This window comes from Mangrovimonas sp. TPBH4, assembly GCF_001280505.1.
Lineage (GTDB): Bacteria > Bacteroidota > Bacteroidia > Flavobacteriales > Flavobacteriaceae > Mangrovimonas_A.
The window spans coordinates 131,624-154,699 of sequence record NZ_LBIO01000043.1; the positions used below are offsets into that span (position 1 = coordinate 131,624).

The window sequence follows — 23,076 nt, forward strand, 5'->3', positions numbered from 1 at the left end:
TATGTAATTTTGGCTTTTCAAAAACCGAGCCATACTTTTACAAAAATACATTTAAAAGCGTTGCGTACAAACATCTTTCAAATACTTTTTAGCCTAAGTTTTACAGTGCTTATTAACACTTTGGCGTTCGCTCAGGACTTACCAAAACCAACCGAATCCATCAAACCAAAAGTAGAAAGAGACACCCTAAATGTGGTTGCCGATTCCCTTCTGGCAGCCCCCTTAAATATAAAGGAATCAGACTCTATTGGAACCGATTCTATCCCTAAGAAAAAAGAGTTCTTAACCGGCATTGTAAAGTATCGCGCTCAGGACTATGTGTCCATGAACCAAAAAACACAAAAAATCACTCTTTACAATCAGGCTGAAGTACTGTATCAAGACATGGAAATCAAGTCTGGGATTATAGTGATTGATTATAGCAAAAACTTGGTGTACGCAGGAAGATTGAAGGATTCTGCAGGTGTTTACACCCAACCGCCAATATTTAAGCAAGGAAGCAATGTGGTGGAACCAGACTCCATTATTTTCAATACTGAAACCAAAAAAGCCTTGATTTTCAATTCCAAAACCGAACAAAGTGGCGGGACTATCATTGCCGATGTTACCAAAAAGGAAAATGATTCTGTGTATTTTATTAAACGTGGAAAGTTTACCACTTCTGAAAATTTGGACGACCCAGAATATTATTTCTTGATGCGTAAAGCCAAAGTAGTTCCCAATAAAAAAGTGGTTACCGGTTTTACCAATATGTTCATTTATGATGTGCCTACACCTATTGGTCTACCTTTTGCGTATTTCCCAATGACCAAAAAACAAACTTCGGGGATTATATTCCCTTCCTTTGGTGAACAAAACGACAGAGGTTACTTTTTACAAAATGGTGGTTACTATTTTGCCATTAGTGACTATGTAGATTTAGCTGTTTTAGGAGATTATTACACCAATGGAAGTTACGGAACACGCGTTGAAACCAATTATGCACTTAGGTATAAATTCAGAGGGAATCTTAGTTTTAGATACGAAAACTTGATCAATGAAGAACGTGGTTTTCCTGATTATTCCAGATCTACAATCTATAACTTAAGATGGTCTCATAGTCAAGACTCCAAGGCCAATCCAAACTCTCGATTTTCGGCCTCGGTTAACCTAGGGAGTAGTACCTATTACCAAGAATCTATCAACCAATACAATGCAGCCAATTTCTTAAATAACACCATGTCCTCCTCCATTTCATATTCCAAAACCTTTCAGGGGGAACCACAGACCAACTTAAGTGTAACCGCAACACACTCACAGAACACACAAACTGGACAAATCAATATGACACTCCCAACTTTTCAGGGTAGTGTTGGACGTGTTTTTCCATTTGCCCCAAAAGAAGGCACTAAAAAAGGAGCCCTTCACAATATTAACTTTCAGTACAACGTAAGAGGTGAAAACAGGATTCAAACCACAGATGAGCTATTCTTCAAACAAGAAATGTTTGATGATGCCAAAATTGGTATGAAACATAGTATCCCATTAAGTACCAACTGGAAATTGTTTAAATATTTCAGTATGAGTGCCAGCACCAATTTTGAAGAAAACTGGACGCTCAACACTATTAAGAAATATTATGATGAATTTGAAGACGACGTCATTACTATTGACCGCAAAGGTTTTGATAGTTTTAGAACCTACAACTTTGGAACCAGTTTAGGAACGACTATTTACGGAATGTACGATTTCAAATTGAAGGACAAGGATCCAAAAATCCAAGCCATCAGGCACGTTATGCGTCCTTCCGTAAGCTACAACATCAATCCGGCCTTCGACCAATATTACGAGACTTACGAAGTAATTTCTGCCGATGGACTGACTACCACCGAAGAAGAATACAGCCGTTTTGAAGGCTCTATTTTTGGATCTCCCAACAAAACCTACGCAAGTTCTGTAGGGATTTCTCTTAGCAATAATCTAGAAGCCAAAGTAAAAGATAAAGATTCCACGGCCACCGAAGCCAAAAAAGTGGTTTTATTAAACAACCTAAACTTCTCTACCTCCTATAATGTTGCGGGGGATTCGTTAAACTGGAGCCCTGTAAGGGTTTCCGGGGGGACACAGATTTTGAACAACAAAATGAGCATCAACTTTGGGATGACCTTGGACCCTTATGCTCTGGACAATAACAATCGTAAGATTGATAAGTTCAATATTGAAAATGGGGGAAGCCTGTTCCGTATGACTTCTGCCAGCATGAACATGAGCTATACCCTTTCCAGTGATACATTTAAAGGGGAAACCGAAGAAGACAAACGTGCCATAGAAGACAATGTAAGAAGTGGTGGACGTGCCGATGATCTTTTCGGGAAGAATGAAGACTTTGCCGATAAGCGCTTGAGTGATGACAGTGGTGGCTCCAAAGCCGATGAAAACTCCGAATTTTACAAATATGAAATTCCTTGGAGTTTGCGTTTGGCCTATGCCGTGAACTACTCCAATTCTGCCAGGCAAAATGAAATCTCTTCGCATTCATTGATGTTCTCAGGGGATATCGATTTGTCGCCTCGTTGGACCGTTGGAGCATCCTCCGGTTACGATTTTAAAAATCAAGGATTCACCTATACCCAATTGCGCTTTGAACGTGACCTTTTAAGTTGGAGAATGAACTTTAGCTGGATTCCCTTTAGCAGCCGTAGTTCTTGGAACTTCTTTATCGGGATTAAATCCAGCTTGCTTAAAGATCTTAAATACGATAAACGTAAACAACGCGACCAACAACTATAACCCTATGAAAACAATCATCAACACTCCTAAAGCCCCTGCGCCAATTGGCCCTTATAACCAAGCAGTTTTAACGGAAAACACCCTTTACACCTCTGGGCAAATTGCACTAGATCCAAGTACGATGGAATTGGTGATGGATGATATCCAAACGGAAACCAAGCAGGTGATGGAAAACCTTAAAGCAGTGCTGGAAGCTGCCAATATGACCTTTGAAAACGTCATTAAATCTTCCATCTTTATTAGTGATATGGATAATTTTTCAAAAATAAATGAAGTCTACGGAGCTTATTTTGATGAAGCTACTGCACCGGCTAGAGAAACGGTTCAGGTGGCTAAACTGCCTAAGGCAGTAAATGTAGAAATTAGCATGATTGCTGTTAAATAAACTTATAATACACCAAACAAAAAAGGGCTATAATTTTTATAGCCCTTTTTTAATACTAATAATTGTACAAATATTTTACGAATAGGACGCAATCCAATCATTAATTTTCTGCTCCAGCAATTCTAAAGGCACACAGCCAGTTTCCAGCACCTGCTTATGGAATTCTTTAATATCAAACTTATCTCCTAGAACTTTTTGGCTTCGTTCTCGTAACTCTATAATTTTCAATTGTCCAATTTTATAAGATAAAGCCTGCCCAGGATTGGCCATATAGCGCTCTATCTCACTAATGATTTTAGATTCTGATTTGGCCTCGTTTTGCAATGAATACTCTATGGCCTCTTCCCTTGTCCAACCTCTAGCGTGGATGCCTGTATCCACCACCAAACGAATAGCTCTATGGATTTCAGCTCCCAACATTCCCAAATATTGATAAGGATCTTTGTATAGCCCTAACTCTGTCCCCATAGATTCTGCATAAAGCGCCCAACCTTCGCCAAAAGCACTGTACCATAAGGTTCTTCTAAACTCTGGCAGCTCTTCGTTTTCCTGTGCCAAGGAAATCTGGAAATGGTGCCCTGGAATGGCCTCATGCAAAAACAAATCTTCCTTATCAAAAATATTGTACTCCTCTACATCAGGAATTGGCGTGTAAAATATTCCCGGTCGTGTTCCGTCCAAAGATCCCGAGCTATAATTGGCAGCCGCGGATTTCTCCCTAAAAGGCTCTGTACGTCTCACCTCAAAAGGTGTAATTGGCTGTTGGGAAAACAATTTATCCAACTGTGGCTTCATTACATTGTGAATACTGTCATAGAAGGCAATAACTTGAGAACGTTCCGTAAACGGCATTAAATCTTTATTGGTCCTAACAAAATCAAAAAACGCATTCAAATCACCTTTAAAACCAACCTGCTCCTTAACCTTCTCCATTTCTGTGCGAATACGTGCCACTTCATCCAACCCAATTTGATGGATTTCGTCTGCCGTTAAATTGGTGGTGGTATAAAATTTAATTTGATGATTATAATAAGCCGTATCAAGTGGCGTTGCCGCAATCCCACTACTCTCTCTCCCTGCCGGTAAATAGGTTTCTTTGAAAAATTTGGTCATCTCCTTGTAGGCAGGAATCACCTTATCATTGATCATCACATTATATGCAGAAATAATCTGGTCTTTCGTTGCTTGATCAAAACTCTCAGGCAACATAGTAATGGGACCATAAAACAAATGCTCCTCTGCCGGTCCATTCGACAAAGATTCAAATTGTGGAATCACCTTTACAATCAGTGCTTTTGGAAGCACATACCCTTCAGCTATGCCCTGTTCCATATTAGATTTAGCCGTAGCAAGCCAAGCCAAATAACCGTCCACGCGCTTTAACCAATTTTCGTAATCTTCAGTAGTTTTAAAAGGTTGCGCGGTAGAACCACTGGCCAATTGATTAAAATCCAAATTCAGGGACCACATTTGGTCTATTGGCATTAAATCTTTCTTGAAGCCTAAGGTTTCCAATTTAATATTGCAATCCCACAGTAAGACCGCTTTGCTCATTTGTTCTGAAGGGGTCAACAAAGAATCTGCAATTTCATTGAATGCATGCCTATATTTTTCATAAAACCCTTTCTCTTTAGATTTATAAGCCTCTGAAAGATAATTTGGAAACTTATCGTTATAGCGATTATCACCAGCTTGGGTCGCTAATAATGGATCCAAAAGCAATTTTTCTTGGTTAAAATCTTCCAATAATTTGGAAAAAACCTCTCTAGTGGATTCTTGATCAACCACAGGAGGATTGCTCTCCTTTTTACATCCTTGCAAGGCTATAAAAGCAGCACAGCAAATAATAATTTTCTTCATCGATTACATAGTTTATGCCTCTAATATATTAAAATATGGAAACTTCGATTGATCTTAAATTGTTAACAACTCTACTTTAATACATTATATTCCGTAAAAACAAAACCTTAAATTTAAGATTAACCAAATTTTCTCATCATGCGTATAGAACAAGATCTTAAACTCGGCTTTAAGGATGTTATGATCAGACCCAAAAGATCCACGCTGAAAAGCAGGTCTCAGGTGAACCTAGGGCGTGAATTCACCTTTTTGAACAGCAAAATTTCTTGGAAGGGCATTCCCATAATGGCGGCCAATATGGATACTGTTGGCACTTTTGAAATGGCCAAAGCACTTCATCAAAAACAAATATTTACAGCCATTCACAAGCATTATTCTACAGAGGAATGGAACAAATTTTTCAGAAGTGCTTCCAGTGGTATTGAAGACCATATCGCCATAAGTACGGGCACCGGTAAAAAAGACACGGAACGTTTGCATGTCATTTTCAGTCAAAATCCAAAAATAAAATTTATTTGTATTGATGTTGCCAATGGCTATTCAGAACACTTTGTACATTTTGTAAAACAAACCAGGGAAACCTACCCGAATAAAGTTATTATTGCAGGCAATGTGGTTACAGGTGAAATGGTTGAGGAACTTCTTTTGGCTGGCGCCGACATTATTAAAGTTGGTATCGGTCCAGGAAGCGTCTGTACGACCAGAGTGAAAACAGGTGTAGGATATCCACAATTATCCGCTATTATTGAATGTGCTGATGCTGCCCACGGTTTGGGTGGCCAAATCATTAGTGATGGTGGCTGCGCTACACCTGGCGATGTTGCCAAAGCCTTTGGAGCCGCTGCCGATTTTGTGATGCTTGGCGGCATGCTTGCAGGTCATGATGAAAGTGGCGGACAACTCATTGAACGCGATGGCAAACAATACAAACAATTCTACGGCATGAGCTCTGCAACAGCCATGGAAAAACATGTGGGAGGTGTTGCGGAATATAGAGCCAGTGAAGGCAAAACGGTAGAAGTACCCTATCGAGGTGCTGTAGATACTACCCTACAGGATATTTTGGGTGGCTTACGAAGTACTTGCACCTATGTAGGAGCCCAACGTCTTAAAGAATTAACAAAGCGCACGACGTTTATAAGGGTTGCCGAACAGGAAAACCAAGTTTACAATGGATAAATAAGAAAGCCTTGAAGAAATCTTCAAGGCTTTTGTTGTTTTGTTGCTTATGCGTGTTTTAATCCTTTTACGTGATAATCGACCAGGCCTTCAATTGGTCTTCTCACAAAATTGCCAACGGTAAAGCCCATTTCTTCGGCAACTTCTTTAATATGTTCCTGGGTAAAGAACGATATCGATCCTGCAAAATGTACAGGAACAGTCTTCAATTCCTCCTTGAATTGCATGATCATGTTTTTAGCAAAGGATCTAAATCCTCTTACAATCAAATCATGCATGTATTGAGACTCCTTATTTAAAATCATAAACTCGGCAAACGTAGCCAAGTATGCATTTGGATTAGGCTGTTTGTAAAGATTATATTTAATGTAATCAGCTTCCATATTGTATTTATGGTCAAATGCCACCCTTAAGGAAGACGGCATGTGCTTGTAATAATAATCTTTAATAAGCTCTTTTCCATAGTAATTTCCACTAGCCTCATCCATTAAGGAATAGCCTAGAGACAGGACTCTCTGGTGCAATTTGTTTCCGTCGTAATAACTGCAATTAGAACCCGTTCCCATGATGCATACCACTGCAGCTTCGTCATCATGGTTGATGGTAGACCTTACAGCCGCCATGGTATCCTCTTCAATTTCGATGTGTGTAGATGTAAATATTTCCTTTAAGACATCACGAAGCGCCAATTTTGGCTTTTCAGTACCACAGCCCGCTCCATAAAAGTACAGATGTGTAGCTTTGTCTTTATAAGCCATTAGTTCCTCATTCTCCAAAATCCTAACGCGAAGTTCATTGCGCTCTAGAATGGCAGGATTAAGACCTTGGGTTCTTATTTTTTCCGAAAGTTGGTTCCCTTCCAAATCAACTGGCATCCAATCACACTTTGTGGAACCGCTATCAACTATTAAAATCATAAGAGTAAGATAAAAAAAGACCGCAGCATTCCATTTAGTTTCCCAAATCTATACTGCGGTCTTCTATTCGTATATAAAATATTATTATAGTTTGCTTACATGTAAAGCTAAGTCTATCAATTTGTTTGAATACCCAAACTCGTTGTCATACCAAGACACAACTTTAAAGAATGTAGAATTCAATTCGATCGCTGCATCAGCATCAAAGATACTTGTACGTGCATCGCTTACGAAATCTTGAGAAACTACTAATTCATCTGTATATCCAAGTACACCTTCCATAACACCTTCTGAAGCTGCTTTAAAGGCTTTCTTGATTTCATCCAAAGACGTTTCTTTTTGTAACTTCACTGTTAAATCCACTACAGAAACATTGGCAGTTGGTACACGGAAAGCCATACCTGTTAATTTTCCGTTCAATTCTGGAATTACCTTCCCTACAGCTTTTGCTGCTCCTGTAGAAGCAGGAATAATGTTCAACAAGGCACTTCTACCTCCTCTGTAATCCTTTCTAGAAGGACCATCTACTGTTAATTGTGTTGCAGTTGTAGCGTGTACTGTAGTCATTAAAGCTTCTTCGATTCCGAAGTTGTCATTTAATACTTTAGCTACTGGCGCCAAACAGTTGGTAGTACAAGATGCATTGGATACAATAGTATCTGATGCTTTAGCTTCTGTGTGGTTTACTCCCATCACAAACATTGGAGCATCTTTACTTGGAGCTGAAATTACTACTTTTTTCGCACCAGCATCAATATGGTATTGTGCAGTTTCCAAAGTAGTGAAGATACCTGTACATTCTGCAACGATATCTGCTCCAACTTCATCCCATTTAAGAGCTTTAGGATCTCTTTCGGCAGTGATTCTAACAGTTTTACCGTTAACTACCAAATGTCCATCCTTCACCTCTACCGTTCCATCAAATTTTCCGTGAACAGAGTCATATTTCAACAAATACGCCAAGTGTTCTACATCCAATAAGTCGTTGATGGCTACTACTTCAACATCTGACCTGTTGATAGTAGCTCTAAATACTATTCTTCCAATTCTCCCGAATCCGTTGATTCCTAATTTTAACTTTGACATAATCTTAATTTAATGTTTATGTGGTCATGATATCTGACACACGAAGTAATTCTAAATTTATTTTTGATTGACCTTTGATGGCTTGATCTAATGGTGTTAATGCCATTTTATCATCCAATAACCCAACCATAAAGTTGGTTTTTCCTTCCATTAGGCTTTCCACTGCTTTCACTCCCATTCTACTGGCCAGCACACGGTCAAAGCACGACGGTGCTCCCCCGCGTTGCATGTGTCCAAGAACGGAAACCCGTACTTCATATTCACCTAAGTTATCTTCTACGTAATCTCTTAATTCGAATACGTTCTTACCTATTTTATCGCCTTCGGCTACAATTACAATACTTGAGGTTTTTCCTGAACGTTTACTGCGTCTAAGCGACTCCAACAAACGATCCAATCCCAAATCTTCCTCTGGAATCAAGATTTCCTCTGCCCCAGCACCAACACCAACATTTAAAGCAATATGCCCTACATCACGCCCCATAACCTCAATAAAGAACAATCTATTATGGGAACTGGCGGTATCTCTAATTTTATCTATGGCCTCTACACCGGTATTAAGAGCTGTATCGTATCCTAAAGTATGAGAGGTACCATAAATGTCATTATCTATAGTTCCTGGAATCCCCATTACAGGCATATCAAATTCACTACTAAAAATCATGGCTCCCGTAAAGGTACCGTCTCCACCAATGGCAACCATGGCATCCACACCGGCCTTTTTTAATTGCTCATAAGCCTGCTTTCGTCCTTCTGGAGTTCTAAACCTATCAGAACGCGCTGATTTAAGAATGGTTCCTCCCTTGTTGATAATGTCCTTAACACTTCGGGCGTTCATATCTACAAATTCGCCTTCTATCATTCCTTCATAACCACGGTAAACACCTATGACCTGAATGTTGTGGTATGCACAAGTTCTAACAACTGATCTAATAGCGGCATTCATTCCTGGAGCATCTCCTCCGGAGGTGAAAACGGCTATTTTTTTTATGCTTTTACTCATTAATTTTTATGTTTTGAAAAGTCAACATAACAAAGATAACCAATAAATACTACCCTTTTTGATATTTTTATTTTAGTACGAAAATTCAAACGTTTTCGTTAATAAATAATTTAAAAGACTGAAAAATCAGTACAAAACAGGCTATTTGTTAGGGGTTTTTTCTTTGACGTTTATAAAATCTGGGAAGTTCTCGTCGGCCTTTTTTTCCTTATTGCTATCTTTCTTTTCAGAAGCTTTCTTTTTGTTTTTTCCTGAAAAGATGATTTGAAGCAGCTCCTTAAAAGTATCAAATTCTACGTTATAAGACAAGCCCATGCCTTGAGTATATCCAATTTCCTCTCCAAAATTGCGAATACTGTTCTCTCTGTTGAAGAATTTGGCAGATAAAGTACCCTCATCATTAAGTAAAACTTGTATCTCAACGTCGCCTGCAATTACCGTTTGTTCCACCCCTCCAATTGGCACCCCAACTTTTCCGTTGATAAGTACCTTGTCACTGAGTTGTGTACTTAAGGTAAGTCCAAGACGATCATCGGTTTCATAATCTGGGGTTACCTCCCCTGGTTGAAGGTTAACGCCTATTTGGAGTTTACCATCTTCATCTTGAAAAAGGCTATTGAAAAGACTATTAACACGATCGGCAATGGTACCGTAGGCCTGCTGCCCTAAACTTATTTCACTTGCAAATGCACCAAACGACAACAGATTAAGGGCTTGGAACTCTCTACTTTCTTTGGTTTCCAATCGGTATTCCAACTCCGATTTAATAGTGGACCCAACATTAGGGAAATTAAAACTGAATTCTGGCTCAGGTTGTTCCAATTGTCCTTGCAGACTAATTTCAACATTTACCGGAATACTCCTATTAATAGGATTGTCCAATAATACAGATGGATTGGCTTGAGTTTTATAAACGGCCGTCAGGTTAATTTGAGCCTTCATAGGGTCTCCTTCCCAAATAATACTTCCTCCCGGCTCTACTTCAAGCTCTTTTTGAATTAAACCGCCGTAGGCAAAATTGTAGATTCCCTTAGTCACCGCAAAATCTCCCCACATATTGAACTTACCCGTTGTATTTATTTCGAATAGTAAGTTACCGTTACCAGAACCCTGAATAGTACTACCAGAATTACGGTCGATAACAATTTCAATATCGGCATCTGGAGTCACGATAAGGTCAAAGTCCAACTCCAATCCTTTTACTTCACGGGCCACATAGTCCTCACCTTTTAATCGCGCTTCCTTTTCCTCCGGTGTTAAAAAGTGGATATAGGAGTTATCCCCATAAGTTTCCAAATCATTCAATGGCACTTTAAATACGGTTCCCTTTTCCGTACTTCCATCAAAGGCTATCACCAATTCATCGGCAGGCCCTTTAATGCTTGCTTCCCCCTCAACAAATCCAGTACCATAATATAGGGCCTCTTCCGAATCGTCCGTATCCAACACCAAAAGACGATCTGTTTCCAGTTCCAAGCCTAGGATCCAATCATCAAAATTCACATGCGAAATGTAGCCGTTAAGAAGCGCTCGTGAGAAATACTTGGAATCGGTCAGCACTACATCCTGAAAAATAAACTTTTGCTGTTCTAACGTGACTCTTGAATCAAAGTCAAAGCTATAATCAACATTAAGGTATGGAATGGTAATTCCCGCATTGTCCAGATACAAATCTCCCCTTATATCGGGTTTTTCAAGACTTCCTACCACATGGGCTTCCCCTGATACCATCCCTCTAATGTTGGTAATGATTCCAGCTCCCAATGGTGCCAATGGATCCAAAATAAATCGATCAAAATCTATATTGACATCTATATAGGAATTGACTTCGCTAACATCCACTTCTCCATGCGCTTCCAAAGACCTTAAACGGTCACTTTTCAGTTCTAAATCGACACTATAATTGGTCAATGATCTATTTCCTTGTATCTCGGCCTTTAAATTCCCTAGGTTATGGTTGTTGGCCTTAAAATTATCGATCGTTATCTTCGAATTAGGACCATACACTCCACGATCCTGGAGTACATGTAGATTTCCGTTCACGACCCCTTCCAACAACAAACTATCAAGCCTTGGAGTAATTTTACTCAATTCTACTTCATTGAAATTTAAACTCAAATCCTTATAGGTAGAATCCCTTAAAACCCCAGAGAATTCAATTTGTTCGTCCAAATTGGACAACATCAAATTCTTAAAGTTAAATTCCTTGAATTTCCGATCGAACACAATTTTATTTAAAGTATCCTTTTCTTCATTAATATACCACGTGAAGTCTTTGAAAGTAGCATTGGACTTTTGAAAGCCAACAACTGATTTATCAAGATCATCTATGGTGTAAAACAAGCTTAAGTCGTACTTGTCCTTATTATGTGTACCTCCCCTAAAATTAGATTTTATAAATAAGGTATCGTTTTGGGTAACATTAATCAAACTAAACCTTGATACATCGTAGTATTTGGTATGAAGTGAATCCAGCTCTATATATGTATTGTAAACAGGATTACTATTATCTACAGATAGATTTACATTTTGGGCAAAATAGTCAAACACCTTTATTTGTGGAGAGCTGAAAGAAAGTTTAAACCCATTTTCACTGTTTTCAATCCGTCCTTTAATAAATGTGTTTTCGGCCAATTCTACTTCATGGAAAAAAGCCTCTACAATTTTATTGTAAATATTGAACTTAAAGTTAACATATTGATGGCCTTTCACTTCATTAGGGACATATTTTGAATACAGACTTCCAAAGGAGTTCCTTACAAGCTTGCCCAAATCCTTAAACTTAAAATCACCTCTTATAGTCCCTTCAATGATATCTGGAGAATTAATTCTAATCACCCGCTTATTCTCTTCAAATCTTGATTTAATATCAAAATCTTCAAAGTAAAACTCATTACTCTGATTGATATAGGTGGTGTTTTTAAACCTTAAACTACCTCTAGCGTCATCAATGCTAGATCCACTCATGGACATCAGCACATTTCCCTTAAATATGGAAACACTATCCTTTTTTACAAAATTTAAAGCTTTCAGGTTGGCGTAAGCCACATCTGCCGAGAAATCCAAAGTTTTGATATCCTTCGACAGATCTGCCAACCCATCAAACCTAAATTTAAAATTTGGATCACTGGAATTTATAATTCCATTAAACACGTCACTTTCCAAGCGCCCCGCAACATCAATATTCTGGTAATCGTAGTCATTGAATACCAATGAAAACACTTTCCCTTGAATCTGTGTTTTTAAATTTTTCACCAAAAATCCTTTTCCATCTACGTCAAGGTTAAATGATGTGGTTCCTACTTCCTCCTTCTCTATAAGTTTTCCAAGGTCAAACTCATCAAACGCAACATTTCCCACATACTTTGCATTATCAACATCGTTTAAATGCTCCATATTCAAATCTGAAGATACGTGTCCCAACTCCGTATCCATTTCCAGTTTGGCGTCAATTGTAGTTGGTGTAATAAATGAATCACCCGTAATGGTAAAGTCTCCCAACTTTGAAAAGACAGTTGGAATGGAATTCCCCAGTACATTGGGAAGCAAGCTTGTTAAATCTTCAAAATTTGAAGATAAATTGGAAAACTTTCCATCCATGGAAAATGTACCAACTTCATTGTTGAAAAGGTTTTTAAAATTGATATCCCCATAAATCTTACTGCGTCTACTGGTATTTAAACGCAGATTATTGGTGTTTAAATCATTGAGGGTTCCACTAATTTCTACATTGAACTTTGCCAACTGCTTTTCTCCAAACTCATCGTAAAAGGTGTTCAACTCATCTAATTGCACTTCGGAATTTTCGAATTTGGCCGTTATGGCAACCTTATCCGTAAAATATTGCAAATCCTCACGCAAATAGTCAAACCTTAAAGTCCCTTGGATATTGGAATTAGTGGTTTTGATTTGAAGGTTATTAAAATTCATATAATTGACCGTATACTCAAAATCGGTAATCATATTTTGAATCTTAACGCCTCTACTGTCCTTAAAATTAAGGGTATTTATCCGTGTACTTACATTACTTCCATCAATCAAAAAATTGGTTGCATTGATGTTTAAATCGTTAAACTCTAAAATTTTCGGATTGTCCTTGTTGTCGTCAATTAGCTTAAAAACACTATTATAAATTGAAACATCACTGGAAGACATCAAGAAATGCCCCTTAACCTTATCTGGATTCTCCTCATCAAAACGCGCTACAAAAACATCTAAATTGGTCTGTTTTTCACCTTCATACGTCTTGATATTAAACACCAAATTCATGATATCTATATCCCCAAATACCAATTGGCCTTCGTAAACATTTTTGAAATTTAAAATGGACGTATTCAATTCCTGAACACTAATCAACGTATCTTTTTTGTAGTCTTCAATGTAAATCTGCTTCAGCTCCACATCACCATTAAACTGCAGACCAACCCGTTCAATGGAAATATGCGTGCCAAATTCCTCATTAAGGCGTTTGGTGGCATATTTCCCCAAAGAGGTCTGAATTGCTGGAATGGAAAGTATTAGCACCAAAATTATGAACAACAATAAAACTATTGCCACGAGCTTTGATACTATTTTTAAAAATTTTTTGATACGTATTAATGTTTTAACTTTGAAGCCAAAATTAACAATTATTGTGCCTAATTTTCAGTAATGACTTCACAAAATATTTACATACTTGCTATAGAATCCTCTTGCGATGATACGGCTGCAGCTGTAATGCTGAACGGAAAAATTTTAAGCAATGTTGTGGCAAGTCAAAATATTCATGAAGAATATGGTGGCGTTGTCCCCGAACTTGCCTCTAGAGCCCACCAACAAAACATTGTTCCTGTGGTACACCATGCATTAAAAAAGGCCAATATAGATAAATCCCAACTAAGTGCCATAGCCTTTACTAGAGGCCCCGGTCTTATGGGGTCACTATTAGTTGGAACTTCCTTTGCCAAATCTTTAGCCTACGGACTTAATATTCCGCTCATTGAAGTCAACCATATGTCTGCCCATATTTTGGCGCATTTTATTGAGGAAGATGGTTTCAGCAAACCACCTTTCCCGTTCTTGGCCATGACCATCTCAGGAGGTCATACGCAAATTGTAAAGGTGAACTCCTATTTTGACATGGAAGTGATTGGTGAAACCATTGATGACGCCGTGGGAGAAGCCTACGATAAAAGTGGAAAAATTTTAGGCTTGGGCTATCCTGCCGGGCCACAAATAGATAAACGCGCTCAAGTTGGAAACCCAAAAGCGTTCAAATTTACAAAGCCAAAGGTAGATGGCCTTAATTTCAGCTTCTCGGGATTAAAAACGGCAATTCTGTATTTCATTCAAAAAGAAACCAAAAACAATCCTGATTTTGTAGAGCAAAACCTAGATGATATTTGTGCTTCCATTCAATATACCATTATTGGTATTTTAATGGATAAACTAAAACTGGCCAGTAAAGAAACCGGTATCAAACACATTGCTATTGGCGGCGGGGTATCTGCTAATTCTGGTATTAGAAAAGCCCTTAAGGACGGTGAGAAAAAGTTTGGTTGGACCACCTATATTCCAAAATTTGAATATACCACAGACAATGCAGCCATGATTGCCATTGTGGGCCATTTAAAATATTTAGAAGGCGATTTCACCGATTTTAATGTTACCGCCACGGCTCGTTTAAAAATTTAATCTATGCAGCTGTTCTACAACCCAGAGCTTTTAGAAACTTCCTCTCAAATTTCTTTTGATAAAGAAGAAAGTCGGCATATTGTTAAAGTGCTTCGCAAATCGCAAGGAGACGTATTGCATATTACTAACGGAAAAGGCTGGCTGTTTACCGCTGAAATAGAATTTGCAGACCAAAAACACTGTCGTGCCAAGATTACCTCTAAAACATTTCAGGAAAAGCGAAACTATACGCTTCATTTGGCGGTGGCCCCTACAAAGATGAACGACCGCTACGAGTGGTTCTTGGAAAAAGCTACCGAAATTGGTATAGACACCATCACGCCTATCATTTGCGAACACAGCGAGCGTAAAGTTATTAAAACAGAGCGTTTTGAAAAAATATTGCAGTCGGCCATGAAACAATCCCTAAGTTGTTACATGCCGCAGCTGCATGCCCCCATTTCTTTTAAAGATTTTGTTGCACAAGAATTCAGTGGGCAGAAATTTATTGCCCACTGTGAGGAATTAGATAAAAAATCTTTGAAAACACAAGTAGTTCCAAATTCGGAAATCACAATTTTGATTGGTCCCGAAGGTGACTTTAGCGTAAAAGAAATTGAATTGGCCCTTCAGAATAATTTTATTCCTGTAACTTTGGGTAACACCCGACTGAGAACAGAAACAGCTGCCATAGTTGCCTGTCACTCGGTGGCGTTTACAAATGAATAAATATGAAGAAACTCTTAGCCCTTATAATTTGCTTATTCCCTTTGTGTTTTATGGCTCAAAACTTGGCAGTTGCCAAGTACAAAGGAGGAGGTGACTGGTACGGCAACCCTACCTCCTTGCCAAATCTTATTGCCTTTTGCAATGCCAATATCAACACCCAAATGAACAGCACACCCGAAACGGTTGAAATTGGAAGCACCGATATTTTTCAATATCCCTTAGTACACATGACAGGGCATGGCAATGTATTTTTTAGCACAGAAGATGCCGAAAACCTTCGAAATTATTTGATTTCTGGAGGCTTTCTTCATATCGATGATAATTATGGTATGCGTCCTTATGTTACCAAAGAGCTTCAAAAAGTGTTTCCAGACCTAGAACTTGTAGAAATCCCGAAAACCCATGATATCTTTAACATCGCCTATAAATTCCCCGAAGGCCTTCCTAAAATTCATGAACACGATGGTAAGCGCCCACAGGCCTTTGGTATTTTTTATGAAAACAGACTGGTGCTTCTATTCACTTTTGAAAGTGATTTAGGGGATGGTTGGGAAGACCCAGAAGTGCACAACGACCCACGAGATGTTAGGGAAAAAGCCCTTAAAATGGGTGCCAATATTGTAAAATACGCCTTTGAGCATTAGTTTTTAAATGTATGGGAGATTTAATTGAATTTGTAGGTGAATTACTTTCGATTGCCTCTGATAATTCTTTGAAAAACTTAGAAAAGTTAAGCAAAACGAAAAGAAGAATACTACTTATGATTGTTTGTCTTTCAATAGGGATCCCCATAGTAATCATGTATTTTTTAAACTAAACTTCGCAACAAACGAACACAACAGTGACACAACTCACACACTACACCACCAAATTCAATAAAAAGCAATTTCCTATTACCATAGTATGCGATAACATTTCCAATGCACCTAATATTGGAAGCCTATTTAGAACTGCCGATGCCTTTGGAATAGAACAGCTCATTTTTTGTGGAAATGACATCCCTATGGGACGTAAAATGGCGAAAACTGCCAGAGCTACCGAAAAAATAGTGTCGTTTAAAATTGAAGAAAATACCTTGGAAGTTGTGCTGAACCTAAAACAAAAAGGCTATCAAATTATAGCCTTGGAAATTACATCCAACAGCACTCCTTTACATTCCTTTGAGCATAGTGATCAACCCCCAATAGCGCTAGTAATTGGGGATGAGAATTTTGGTGTTTCAGATGAAATACTAAAAAACTGCGACCATGTATTGCACATTGAAATGTTTGGGCAAAATAGCAGTATGAATGTGGTGCAGGCTACCAGCATTGCACTCTATGAACTAACGAAACAAATAATGTAATCCAATTTTCTATATTTACAGATATGGATTCAAAAGTAATAGCAAACGGAATTTTAAGGGCACTAGGAATAACTTTGGCCGCTGTTCTTATTTTATATTTTTTATACAAAATTCAATCGGTAATCACTTATATCGTGATTGCTGGGGTGACTTCATTAATTGGAAGACCTATCGTTATTTTTTTAAGAAAGCGCCTTAAATTCACTAACACCCTCGCCGTAATCGTAACCATGTTACTTTTGGTTGGTTTGTTAGTAGGACTCATTGGAATGTTCATTCCGTTGATTGTCAAACAAAGTCACAATTTGGCCCTTTTGGATATCAAAAAACTAGAAGCCAATATTGAAAGCCTATATATCGAGGTCATAGATTATTTTCACATTTATAACATCAATATGGAAGACTCTTTTAAGTATTCCAACTTAATTGAAAAACTTGATTTTGGAGCTATTCCCAATTTTATCAATGCCATTATTGGTGGTTTTGGCAGCTTTGGAATCGGCCTTTTTTCTGTATTGTTTATTTCCTTCTTTTTCCTAAAAGACAGCAAACTATTAGAAAATAGTATACTCTCTTTTATTCCGGACAATAAAGAAGCGCGTTCCAAAAAGTCCTTTGACAAAATCAAAGACCTACTCTCCCGCTATTTTATTGGACTGATCATACAAATTTCCATCCTGTTCTTCATTTATACCATCGGTTTACTTATTGTAGGCGTTGAAAATGCCATTGTCATAGCCTTTCTATGTGCACTCATCAATTTAGTTCCCTACATCGGACCACTTATTGGGGCTATTATTATGGTAACGCTTTCTATGACATCCAACTTAGGGGAAGGTTTCAGTACTGTGATATTATCCAAGACCCTTTATGTACTAATGGTAGTTGCCTTTGGTCAATTGATCGATAATTTCATTAGCCAACCCTTTATTTTTTCGAAAAGTGTAAAATCGCATCCATTAGAAATTTTTCTAGTGATTATCATTGCAGGTATCCTTTTTGGAGTGGTTGGAATGGTTGTAGCGGTCCCTGCCTATACTGCCTTAAAAGTTATTTTAAAGGAGTTTTTATACGATGTAAAATTGGTGCAAAGACTCACAAAAGATCTCTAAGTTGAATCCTGACATTTTAAATACCGTTCATCAAGAATTTATCAATACATATTTAAATTCTGACACAGTAACATTACTCTTTAAAAAGCACAAAGGGATCACGGTGGACATAAAACTTTTGGTTGAACAGATTGAAGCCAAAAAACGTTGTGAACAAAAACTTCCAACTTGGTTCAACACCCAGTCCATAGCCTATCCCAACAAACTCAATATTGAACAGACTTCCTCGGAAGCTACAGCCAAATACAAAGCTGGACTTATTGAAGGGAAGTCCTTAATTGATGTAACGGGTGGGTTTGGAGTAGATTGCTACTACTTTTCCAAACGATTTCAAAATGTCACACACTGTGAATTGAATTCTGAGCTTTCGGAAATCGTTGGGCATAATTATTCGCAATTACACACCAATATTACAACCTTAAACGTTGATGGGGTTGCCTATTTAGAAGCGCATCAAGACATTTACGACTGTATTTACATCGATCCTTCCAGACGCCATGACAGCAAGGGCAAAGTCTTTTTTTTAAACGATTGCCTACCCAATGTCCCATTGCATTTGAATCTGTTATTTCAACGTTCTAAAAACATCATGATAAAAACCTCTCCCCTTTTGGATATTTCTGTAGGAATGGGAGAATTAAAGCATATTAAAGCCATTCATATTGTCGCCCTTAACAATGAAGTAAAGGAACTATTATGGGTTTTGGAGAACAATTTCGAAGGTACCATTGAAATAAAAACTGTTAACCTTACGCAGTCCAATCAAGAAGTCTTCGATTTCAACTTTATTGAAGAAAAAAGTGCTAATTCAACATTTAGCGAGCCGCTTTTATATTTATACGAACCAAATGCGGCAATATTAAAATCGGGGGGCTTTAAATCTGTTTCTGAAAAATTGAGGATTCCAAAACTACATCAGCACACGCATCTCTACACCTCTGAAACATTGATAGACTTTCCGGGAAGAAGTTTTGAAATTGTTAAAATTGTTCCTTTCAGCAAACAGTGTTTAAAAAAGGAGGCCATTTCCAAAGCTAATATTACCACTAGAAATTTCCCTGAAACTGTTCAACAACTTAGAACGAAATTAAAAATAAAAGATGGTGGTGAATTGTATTTGTTTTTCACCACCAACCTTAACAATGAGAAAATTGTAATTTTCTGCAAAAAGGGATCTTAATCCCAGTTTTACATTCCTACAAGCTGATTATCCGAATCAATCTCCATATCAAACATCTCACATGCTTCCATATCTTGCGAGATCTTAATATCGGTTATATTATCGCTTTCCAATGAAAACAACACTTCGCCTTCCTCAAAAGGCAACCATTCGGATGTTTCTCCTGGTCCAATACCATATTCACCGGCCAAGAACTCCCCTTGTACAGTATACACCTCAAAACTAAATACAGAGGTACCATTGTTGGTTAATCTAGCCTGCGGATCAAATCCAGGACATGGAGGAGGTATTGTGCTATCGGTAACTTCCAAATCTTCTGTAGCACTAAAGGATTCAATATTGCTCTCTTCAGATTCCAAGGAACAATTAAACAGGGTGCACATAATTGCTCCTGCAATAATCTTTTGGGTTAAGTTGGTCTTCATTTGGTTGGGGTTTAATGAATTACAATGCAAATATAAATTCATTTTATGGAAACTTCCAAAAAAAACATCGATAAAATGCAAAATAATTCGACAAATTACATTAAAATAATATTTGGATTACTTTAATATAACTTTAGACTTCTTTTAATCCTTCCTCTTTCATAACCAATATTTTATCCCTCCTACCTTCGAAAAATAACCTATCTTCGCCCAAAATTCTAATTGATGCTAAAAGCAATATTATTTGATATGGACGGTGTTATTGTGGACACCGAACCCTTACACCACAAAGCTTATCACAAAATGTTTGAAGACTATGGCATTGAAGTTTCAGACCAGCTGTATGAAACTTTCACAGGAAAGTCAACACGGAATGTCTGCAAGTTTCTTTGTTCGCATTTTGGGCTGAATGAAGATCCTATAAATCTCGAAAACAGAAAACGTAGCCATTTTAATCATTTATTTGATTTTGACGAAAGTTTACAACTTTTAGAAGGTGTATTGGAATTAATTCAGGAATACCACGCTAATGGTTTAGCCCTTATATTGGCTTCATCGGCAACCATGAGTACTATTGATAGGGTCTTTAAAAAATTTGACCTAGACCAATACTTTAAGGCCAAATTGAGTGGCGCCGATTTAAAAGCGTCCAAACCACATCCCGAAATATTTATAAAAGCTGCAGAAGTTTCTGGACACAAGAAACAACATTGCATGGTAATTGAAGACTCTACCAATGGTATTGTAGCAGCCAATCAGGCCGGTATTTTTTGTGTAGCCTATAAAAGTGAACATTCCAAAAACCAAGATTACACATTAGCAAACTTGGTGATTGAGGAGTTTAACGAAATTTCATTCGAAAAAATTCAAAATTTACAGTCGGTCTAAACATATTGGCTTCAAGCCACTTAAAACCTTAGTCTTTTGAAATTTCAAAATATTGACGAAAAAATTAAAAAAATAGTTGTGAGATACGCAATGATATCCTACATTTGCATCCGCAATTAAGAAAGGTTCTTTATTTAATATTGGAGAGGTGCCAGAGTGGTAATGGAGCAGATTGCTAATCTGTCGACGGGAAACTGTCGCCGGGGTTCGAGTCCCCGTCTCTCCGCATCCTTTCGGGGTGTAGCGTAGCCCGGTCATCGCGCCTGCTTTGGGAGCAGGAGGTCGCAGGTTCGAATCCTGCCACCCCGACTTAATGGTTCAAATCTTTACAGATTTTGAAGGGTCGCGTAGCTCAGCTGGATAGAGCATCTGCCTTCTAAGCAGACGGTCACAGGTTCGAATCCTGTCGCGATCACAAAAAGCCTTACTGGAAACAGTAAGGCTTTTTTGTTTTTATATACTTTTGAATTTCCTATTCTGGATATTCTATCCTCAAATGGTAAATATTAGCCAATTTGCTCTTTAAAACCTTCTTGATGGCTTCAATTTCCTTAAAGGTAATATTGGCATTCAAAAACTGACCGCTTTCCATTTGCTTTCCAATAATGGACTCTACAAACTTATCGATTTTGGTGGAAGAAGGCTCCTTTAAGCTCTTGGAGGCCGCCTCTACACTATCGCACATCATTAAAATAGCGGTCTCCTTACTGAAGGGTTTTGGACCGGGATACCTAAATTCATCCTTGTCCATGTTCTCATCAATTTCGCGCTCCTTTAGGTAAAAATAATAGACAAGGCTCATTCCGTGATGGGTTCTAATAAAATCGATGACACGGTCCGGCAGATTGTTCTTTTTAGCTATTTCAATGCCGTCTATCACATGATCTATAATAATTCTAGCGCTTTCCTTTGGAGACAATTCATCATGCGGATTGATACCCGTAGATTGGTTTTCGGTGAAATAGGTTGGATTCTTCATTTTACCAATATCGTGGTACAAGGCTCCTACCCTAACCAACATGGCGTTCGCCCCAATTTCATTGGCAGAAGCTTCGGCAAGATTCGCTACATTTAAGGAATGGTGAAAAGTCCCTGGAGCTTTATTGGCCAATTCCTTCAACAGTTTAGAATTGGTATCGGAAAGCTCTAGTAAAGACACATCAGACACTAACCCAAAGAGTTTTTCATAAATATAAATTAAAGGCTGAACGAACAATGTGGCAAGTCCACACAAAATAAAAAGTCCAAATGTTCCCCATTTCAGGTTGGCGACACTTCCTTCGTGAATCACAAAAAAAGCAAAATACGCAATAATGTAAATAAGAGTAATCTGCCCTACTGAAATAAACAAATTGGCTCTTTTGTAAAGTTCAGAAACCGTCAAAATAGTGACGATTCCTGCAATAATCTGAAGGAAAATATATTCATAACTATTGGGCACAATAAACCCAAGAAGCAATACTGTAAGCACATGAGAAAACAAGCCTAAACGCGCATCAAAAAAGGCTTTCAGCACCAAAGGTAGAATACACAACGGGATGACGTAAACATATCTAGAGTCGTAATTAACCACCAATGTGGTCAATAAAATCACAAACACTATATTGAAAAAAATGAAAGTGACTTTGGTATTGTCCAAAAACACTTCCATTCTATATTTTCTAAGGAATAGCAACAGCATCAACAAGGCCAATGCTACCAATAATGTGTAGGCAAAAATTACCCAGTTGTAATTAGACTCACTCCAAACCTGAGATTCATATTCGGATTTTAGGGATTCCAGAATATCGTATTTTTTACCTTCAACCAATTCTCCTTTTGAAATAATCAGCGTTTCCTTTTCAATACTGCCTCTTGTAGGTGACACGCGATCCAATTCTTCCTTTAAAGCATTATCCGTAATAGCTTTATTCAAAGAAATATTAGGCTTGACAATATCAAAAAACAAGGACACTAAATTGGAACTATACTCAGAAAAGTCCTCTTCTGCCAGAGTTTGCTCCAATATATTGATAAAGGCATTGGTCTTTGTTAAGTCTTTATAGGTTATCGAGGCCACTTGGGTTTGGTTATCCAAAAGCACGACGTTTTTATCTGGACCATAATTGTAGCTATCATCCAAAACACCATGCTTATAAATGCGCTCAATAACATCCCTCCCTATTTTGTAAAGTGTGTTGCTTTTTTGTCTTACACTATCTGGAATTGCCGCTTTAAACTGGTTTTTATAGGATTGTAAAACGGTGCTTTTTATGCTTTCATCAACATTAAAGTATATGGTACTGTTCTCCTGAATAGCCCTTTTTTCCTCATTGATTTCAGTTTGCGATTTTTTAATGGCGAAATTGAAGGGCGCGTATAAGTTTTCAGACTGCCAAGGCTTTCCTTGTTCAAAACTATATTTAAATTTTCCGCTTTTAGGGAAGAGATATACAATCAATAAAGTGGTAGCAATAAACAGCAGTACTTTAAACAAAAGTGCATGGTTCCTGTACCATTTATTTATAAGTTCATTCATAAAGTAGTATTGACACAATTTCAAATGT

Annotated in this window: 17 protein-coding genes and 3 tRNA genes; 13 read left to right on the forward strand and 7 right to left on the reverse strand. The window is 37.9% G+C overall.

All coding sequences use genetic code 11. The features are described from left to right. Positions 1 to 9 precede the first annotated feature (9 nt). Positions 10 to 2,769, forward strand: coding sequence for a putative LPS assembly protein LptD (locus ZA05_RS07960; RefSeq protein WP_053991161.1), 2,760 nt, complete (start codon positions 10 to 12; stop codon positions 2,767 to 2,769). 4 nt (positions 2,770 to 2,773) lie between these two features. After that, the gene (locus ZA05_RS07965; protein WP_053991162.1) at positions 2,774 to 3,154 is read left to right on the forward strand and encodes a RidA family protein; all 381 of its coding nucleotides are present in this window, start codon (positions 2,774 to 2,776) and stop codon (positions 3,152 to 3,154) included. Between the two features lie 75 nt (positions 3,155 to 3,229). On the opposite strand, the gene ZA05_RS07970 is transcribed toward ZA05_RS07965, so the two are convergent. Further along, positions 3,230 to 5,014 carry a DUF885 family protein gene (locus ZA05_RS07970; RefSeq protein ID WP_053991163.1) on the reverse strand — a complete coding sequence of 595 codons (1,785 nt, stop codon included), beginning with the start codon at positions 5,012 to 5,014 and terminating at the stop codon, positions 3,230 to 3,232. 138 nt (positions 5,015 to 5,152) lie between these two features. Here ZA05_RS07970 and ZA05_RS07975 point away from each other — a divergent pair, with 138 nt between their 5' ends. Beyond that, positions 5,153 to 6,193, forward strand: coding sequence for a GMP reductase (locus tag ZA05_RS07975; RefSeq protein WP_053991164.1), 1,041 nt, complete (start codon positions 5,153 to 5,155; stop codon positions 6,191 to 6,193). Between the two features lie 47 nt (positions 6,194 to 6,240). Here ZA05_RS07975 and ZA05_RS07980 read toward each other — a convergent pair whose 3' ends face one another. The 4 genes from ZA05_RS07980 to ZA05_RS07995 all read right to left on the reverse strand — a co-directional run bounded on the left by ZA05_RS07980 (position 6,241) and on the right by ZA05_RS07995 (position 13,756). Then, a complete protein-coding gene (locus ZA05_RS07980; protein ID WP_053991165.1) occupies positions 6,241 to 7,110 on the reverse strand; it encodes an N-acetylglucosamine kinase in 870 nt (289 codons plus the stop codon). Positions 7,111 to 7,194: 84 nt separating this feature from the next. Then, positions 7,195 to 8,196: a type I glyceraldehyde-3-phosphate dehydrogenase gene (gene gap, locus ZA05_RS07985; protein ID WP_053991166.1), complete on the reverse strand. Its 1,002-nt coding sequence runs from the start codon at positions 8,194 to 8,196 to the stop codon at positions 7,195 to 7,197. Between the two features lie 16 nt (positions 8,197 to 8,212). Next, the gene (gene pfkA, locus ZA05_RS07990; RefSeq protein ID WP_053991167.1) at positions 8,213 to 9,199 is read right to left on the reverse strand and encodes a 6-phosphofructokinase; all 987 of its coding nucleotides are present in this window, start codon (positions 9,197 to 9,199) and stop codon (positions 8,213 to 8,215) included. Between the two features lie 141 nt (positions 9,200 to 9,340). Continuing rightward, positions 9,341 to 13,756 (reverse strand): translocation/assembly module TamB domain-containing protein, encoded by a 4,416-nt coding sequence (locus ZA05_RS07995; protein WP_231632468.1) that lies wholly within the window; start codon positions 13,754 to 13,756, stop codon positions 9,341 to 9,343. A 93-nt stretch (positions 13,757 to 13,849) separates the two neighbouring features. Between ZA05_RS07995 and tsaD the strand changes: the two genes are divergently transcribed. From tsaD to ZA05_RS08025, 6 genes are all read left to right on the forward strand, one after another. Continuing rightward, complete coding sequence (gene tsaD / locus ZA05_RS08000) at positions 13,850 to 14,872, forward strand: tRNA (adenosine(37)-N6)-threonylcarbamoyltransferase complex transferase subunit TsaD (RefSeq protein WP_053991168.1); 1,023 nt, start codon at positions 13,850 to 13,852, stop codon at positions 14,870 to 14,872. 3 nt (positions 14,873 to 14,875) lie between these two features. After that, complete coding sequence (locus tag ZA05_RS08005) at positions 14,876 to 15,580, forward strand: 16S rRNA (uracil(1498)-N(3))-methyltransferase (protein WP_053991169.1); 705 nt, start codon at positions 14,876 to 14,878, stop codon at positions 15,578 to 15,580. 2 nt (positions 15,581 to 15,582) lie between these two features. Continuing rightward, entirely contained in the window at positions 15,583 to 16,224 is a 642-nt protein-coding gene (locus ZA05_RS08010) for a DUF4159 domain-containing protein (protein ID WP_053991170.1), read from the forward strand. Positions 16,225 to 16,421: 197 nt separating this feature from the next. Continuing rightward, entirely contained in the window at positions 16,422 to 16,925 is a 504-nt protein-coding gene (locus ZA05_RS08015; RefSeq protein ID WP_053991171.1) for a TrmH family RNA methyltransferase, read from the forward strand. A gap of 23 nt (positions 16,926 to 16,948) precedes the next feature. Continuing rightward, positions 16,949 to 18,037, forward strand: coding sequence for an AI-2E family transporter (locus ZA05_RS08020; protein WP_053991172.1), 1,089 nt, complete (start codon positions 16,949 to 16,951; stop codon positions 18,035 to 18,037). A 1-nt stretch (position 18,038) separates the two neighbouring features. Then, positions 18,039 to 19,217 (forward strand): hypothetical protein, encoded by a 1,179-nt coding sequence (locus ZA05_RS08025; protein ID WP_053991173.1) that lies wholly within the window; start codon positions 18,039 to 18,041, stop codon positions 19,215 to 19,217. An 8-nt stretch (positions 19,218 to 19,225) separates the two neighbouring features. Here ZA05_RS08025 and ZA05_RS08030 read toward each other — a convergent pair whose 3' ends face one another. Then, positions 19,226 to 19,642, reverse strand: coding sequence for a hypothetical protein (locus ZA05_RS08030; protein ID WP_053991174.1), 417 nt, complete (start codon positions 19,640 to 19,642; stop codon positions 19,226 to 19,228). 225 nt (positions 19,643 to 19,867) lie between these two features. Between ZA05_RS08030 and ZA05_RS08035 the strand changes: the two genes are divergently transcribed. The 4 genes from ZA05_RS08035 to ZA05_RS08050 all read left to right on the forward strand — a co-directional run bounded on the left by ZA05_RS08035 (position 19,868) and on the right by ZA05_RS08050 (position 20,945). Then, positions 19,868 to 20,530, forward strand: a complete 663-nt coding sequence (locus tag ZA05_RS08035; RefSeq protein WP_053991175.1) for an HAD family phosphatase — start codon at positions 19,868 to 19,870, stop codon at positions 20,528 to 20,530. A 142-nt stretch (positions 20,531 to 20,672) separates the two neighbouring features. Further along, positions 20,673 to 20,756 (forward strand) — tRNA-Ser (locus ZA05_RS08040). Between the two features lie 8 nt (positions 20,757 to 20,764). Beyond that, positions 20,765 to 20,839: transfer RNA gene (locus ZA05_RS08045), tRNA-Pro, on the forward strand. A gap of 32 nt (positions 20,840 to 20,871) precedes the next feature. After that, a tRNA-Arg gene (locus ZA05_RS08050) sits at positions 20,872 to 20,945 on the forward strand. Positions 20,946 to 21,002: 57 nt separating this feature from the next. On the opposite strand, the gene ZA05_RS08055 is transcribed toward ZA05_RS08050, so the two are convergent. Continuing rightward, positions 21,003 to 23,048, reverse strand: a complete 2,046-nt coding sequence (locus ZA05_RS08055; RefSeq protein WP_053991176.1) for an HD family phosphohydrolase — start codon at positions 23,046 to 23,048, stop codon at positions 21,003 to 21,005. Positions 23,049 to 23,076 lie beyond the last annotated feature (28 nt).

Excerpts from the sequence above, each read along its gene's own strand:
- pfkA (WP_053991167.1), bottom strand. The coding sequence starts at position 9,199 with ATGAGTAAAAGCATAAAAAAAATAGCCGTTTTCACCTCCGGAGGAGAT.
- ZA05_RS07970 (WP_053991163.1), bottom strand. The coding sequence starts at position 5,014 with ATGAAGAAAATTATTATTTGCTGTGCTGCTTTTATAGCCTTGCAAGGA.
- ZA05_RS07980 (WP_053991165.1), bottom strand. The coding sequence starts at position 7,110 with ATGATTTTAATAGTTGATAGCGGTTCCACAAAGTGTGATTGGATGCCA.
- ZA05_RS08020 (WP_053991172.1), top strand. The coding sequence starts at position 16,949 with ATGGATTCAAAAGTAATAGCAAACGGAATTTTAAGGGCACTAGGAATA.
- ZA05_RS07965 (WP_053991162.1), top strand. The coding sequence starts at position 2,774 with ATGAAAACAATCATCAACACTCCTAAAGCCCCTGCGCCAATTGGCCCT.
- ZA05_RS08035 (WP_053991175.1), top strand. The coding sequence starts at position 19,868 with ATGCTAAAAGCAATATTATTTGATATGGACGGTGTTATTGTGGACACC.
- ZA05_RS08030 (WP_053991174.1), bottom strand. The coding sequence starts at position 19,642 with ATGAAGACCAACTTAACCCAAAAGATTATTGCAGGAGCAATTATGTGC.
- tsaD (WP_053991168.1), top strand. The coding sequence starts at position 13,850 with ATGACTTCACAAAATATTTACATACTTGCTATAGAATCCTCTTGCGAT.
- ZA05_RS08055 (WP_053991176.1), bottom strand. The coding sequence starts at position 23,048 with ATGAATGAACTTATAAATAAATGGTACAGGAACCATGCACTTTTGTTT.
- ZA05_RS08005 (WP_053991169.1), top strand. The coding sequence starts at position 14,876 with ATGCAGCTGTTCTACAACCCAGAGCTTTTAGAAACTTCCTCTCAAATT.
- ZA05_RS07975 (WP_053991164.1), top strand. The coding sequence starts at position 5,153 with ATGCGTATAGAACAAGATCTTAAACTCGGCTTTAAGGATGTTATGATC.
- gap (WP_053991166.1), bottom strand. The coding sequence starts at position 8,196 with ATGTCAAAGTTAAAATTAGGAATCAACGGATTCGGGAGAATTGGAAGA.
- ZA05_RS08010 (WP_053991170.1), top strand. The coding sequence starts at position 15,583 with ATGAAGAAACTCTTAGCCCTTATAATTTGCTTATTCCCTTTGTGTTTT.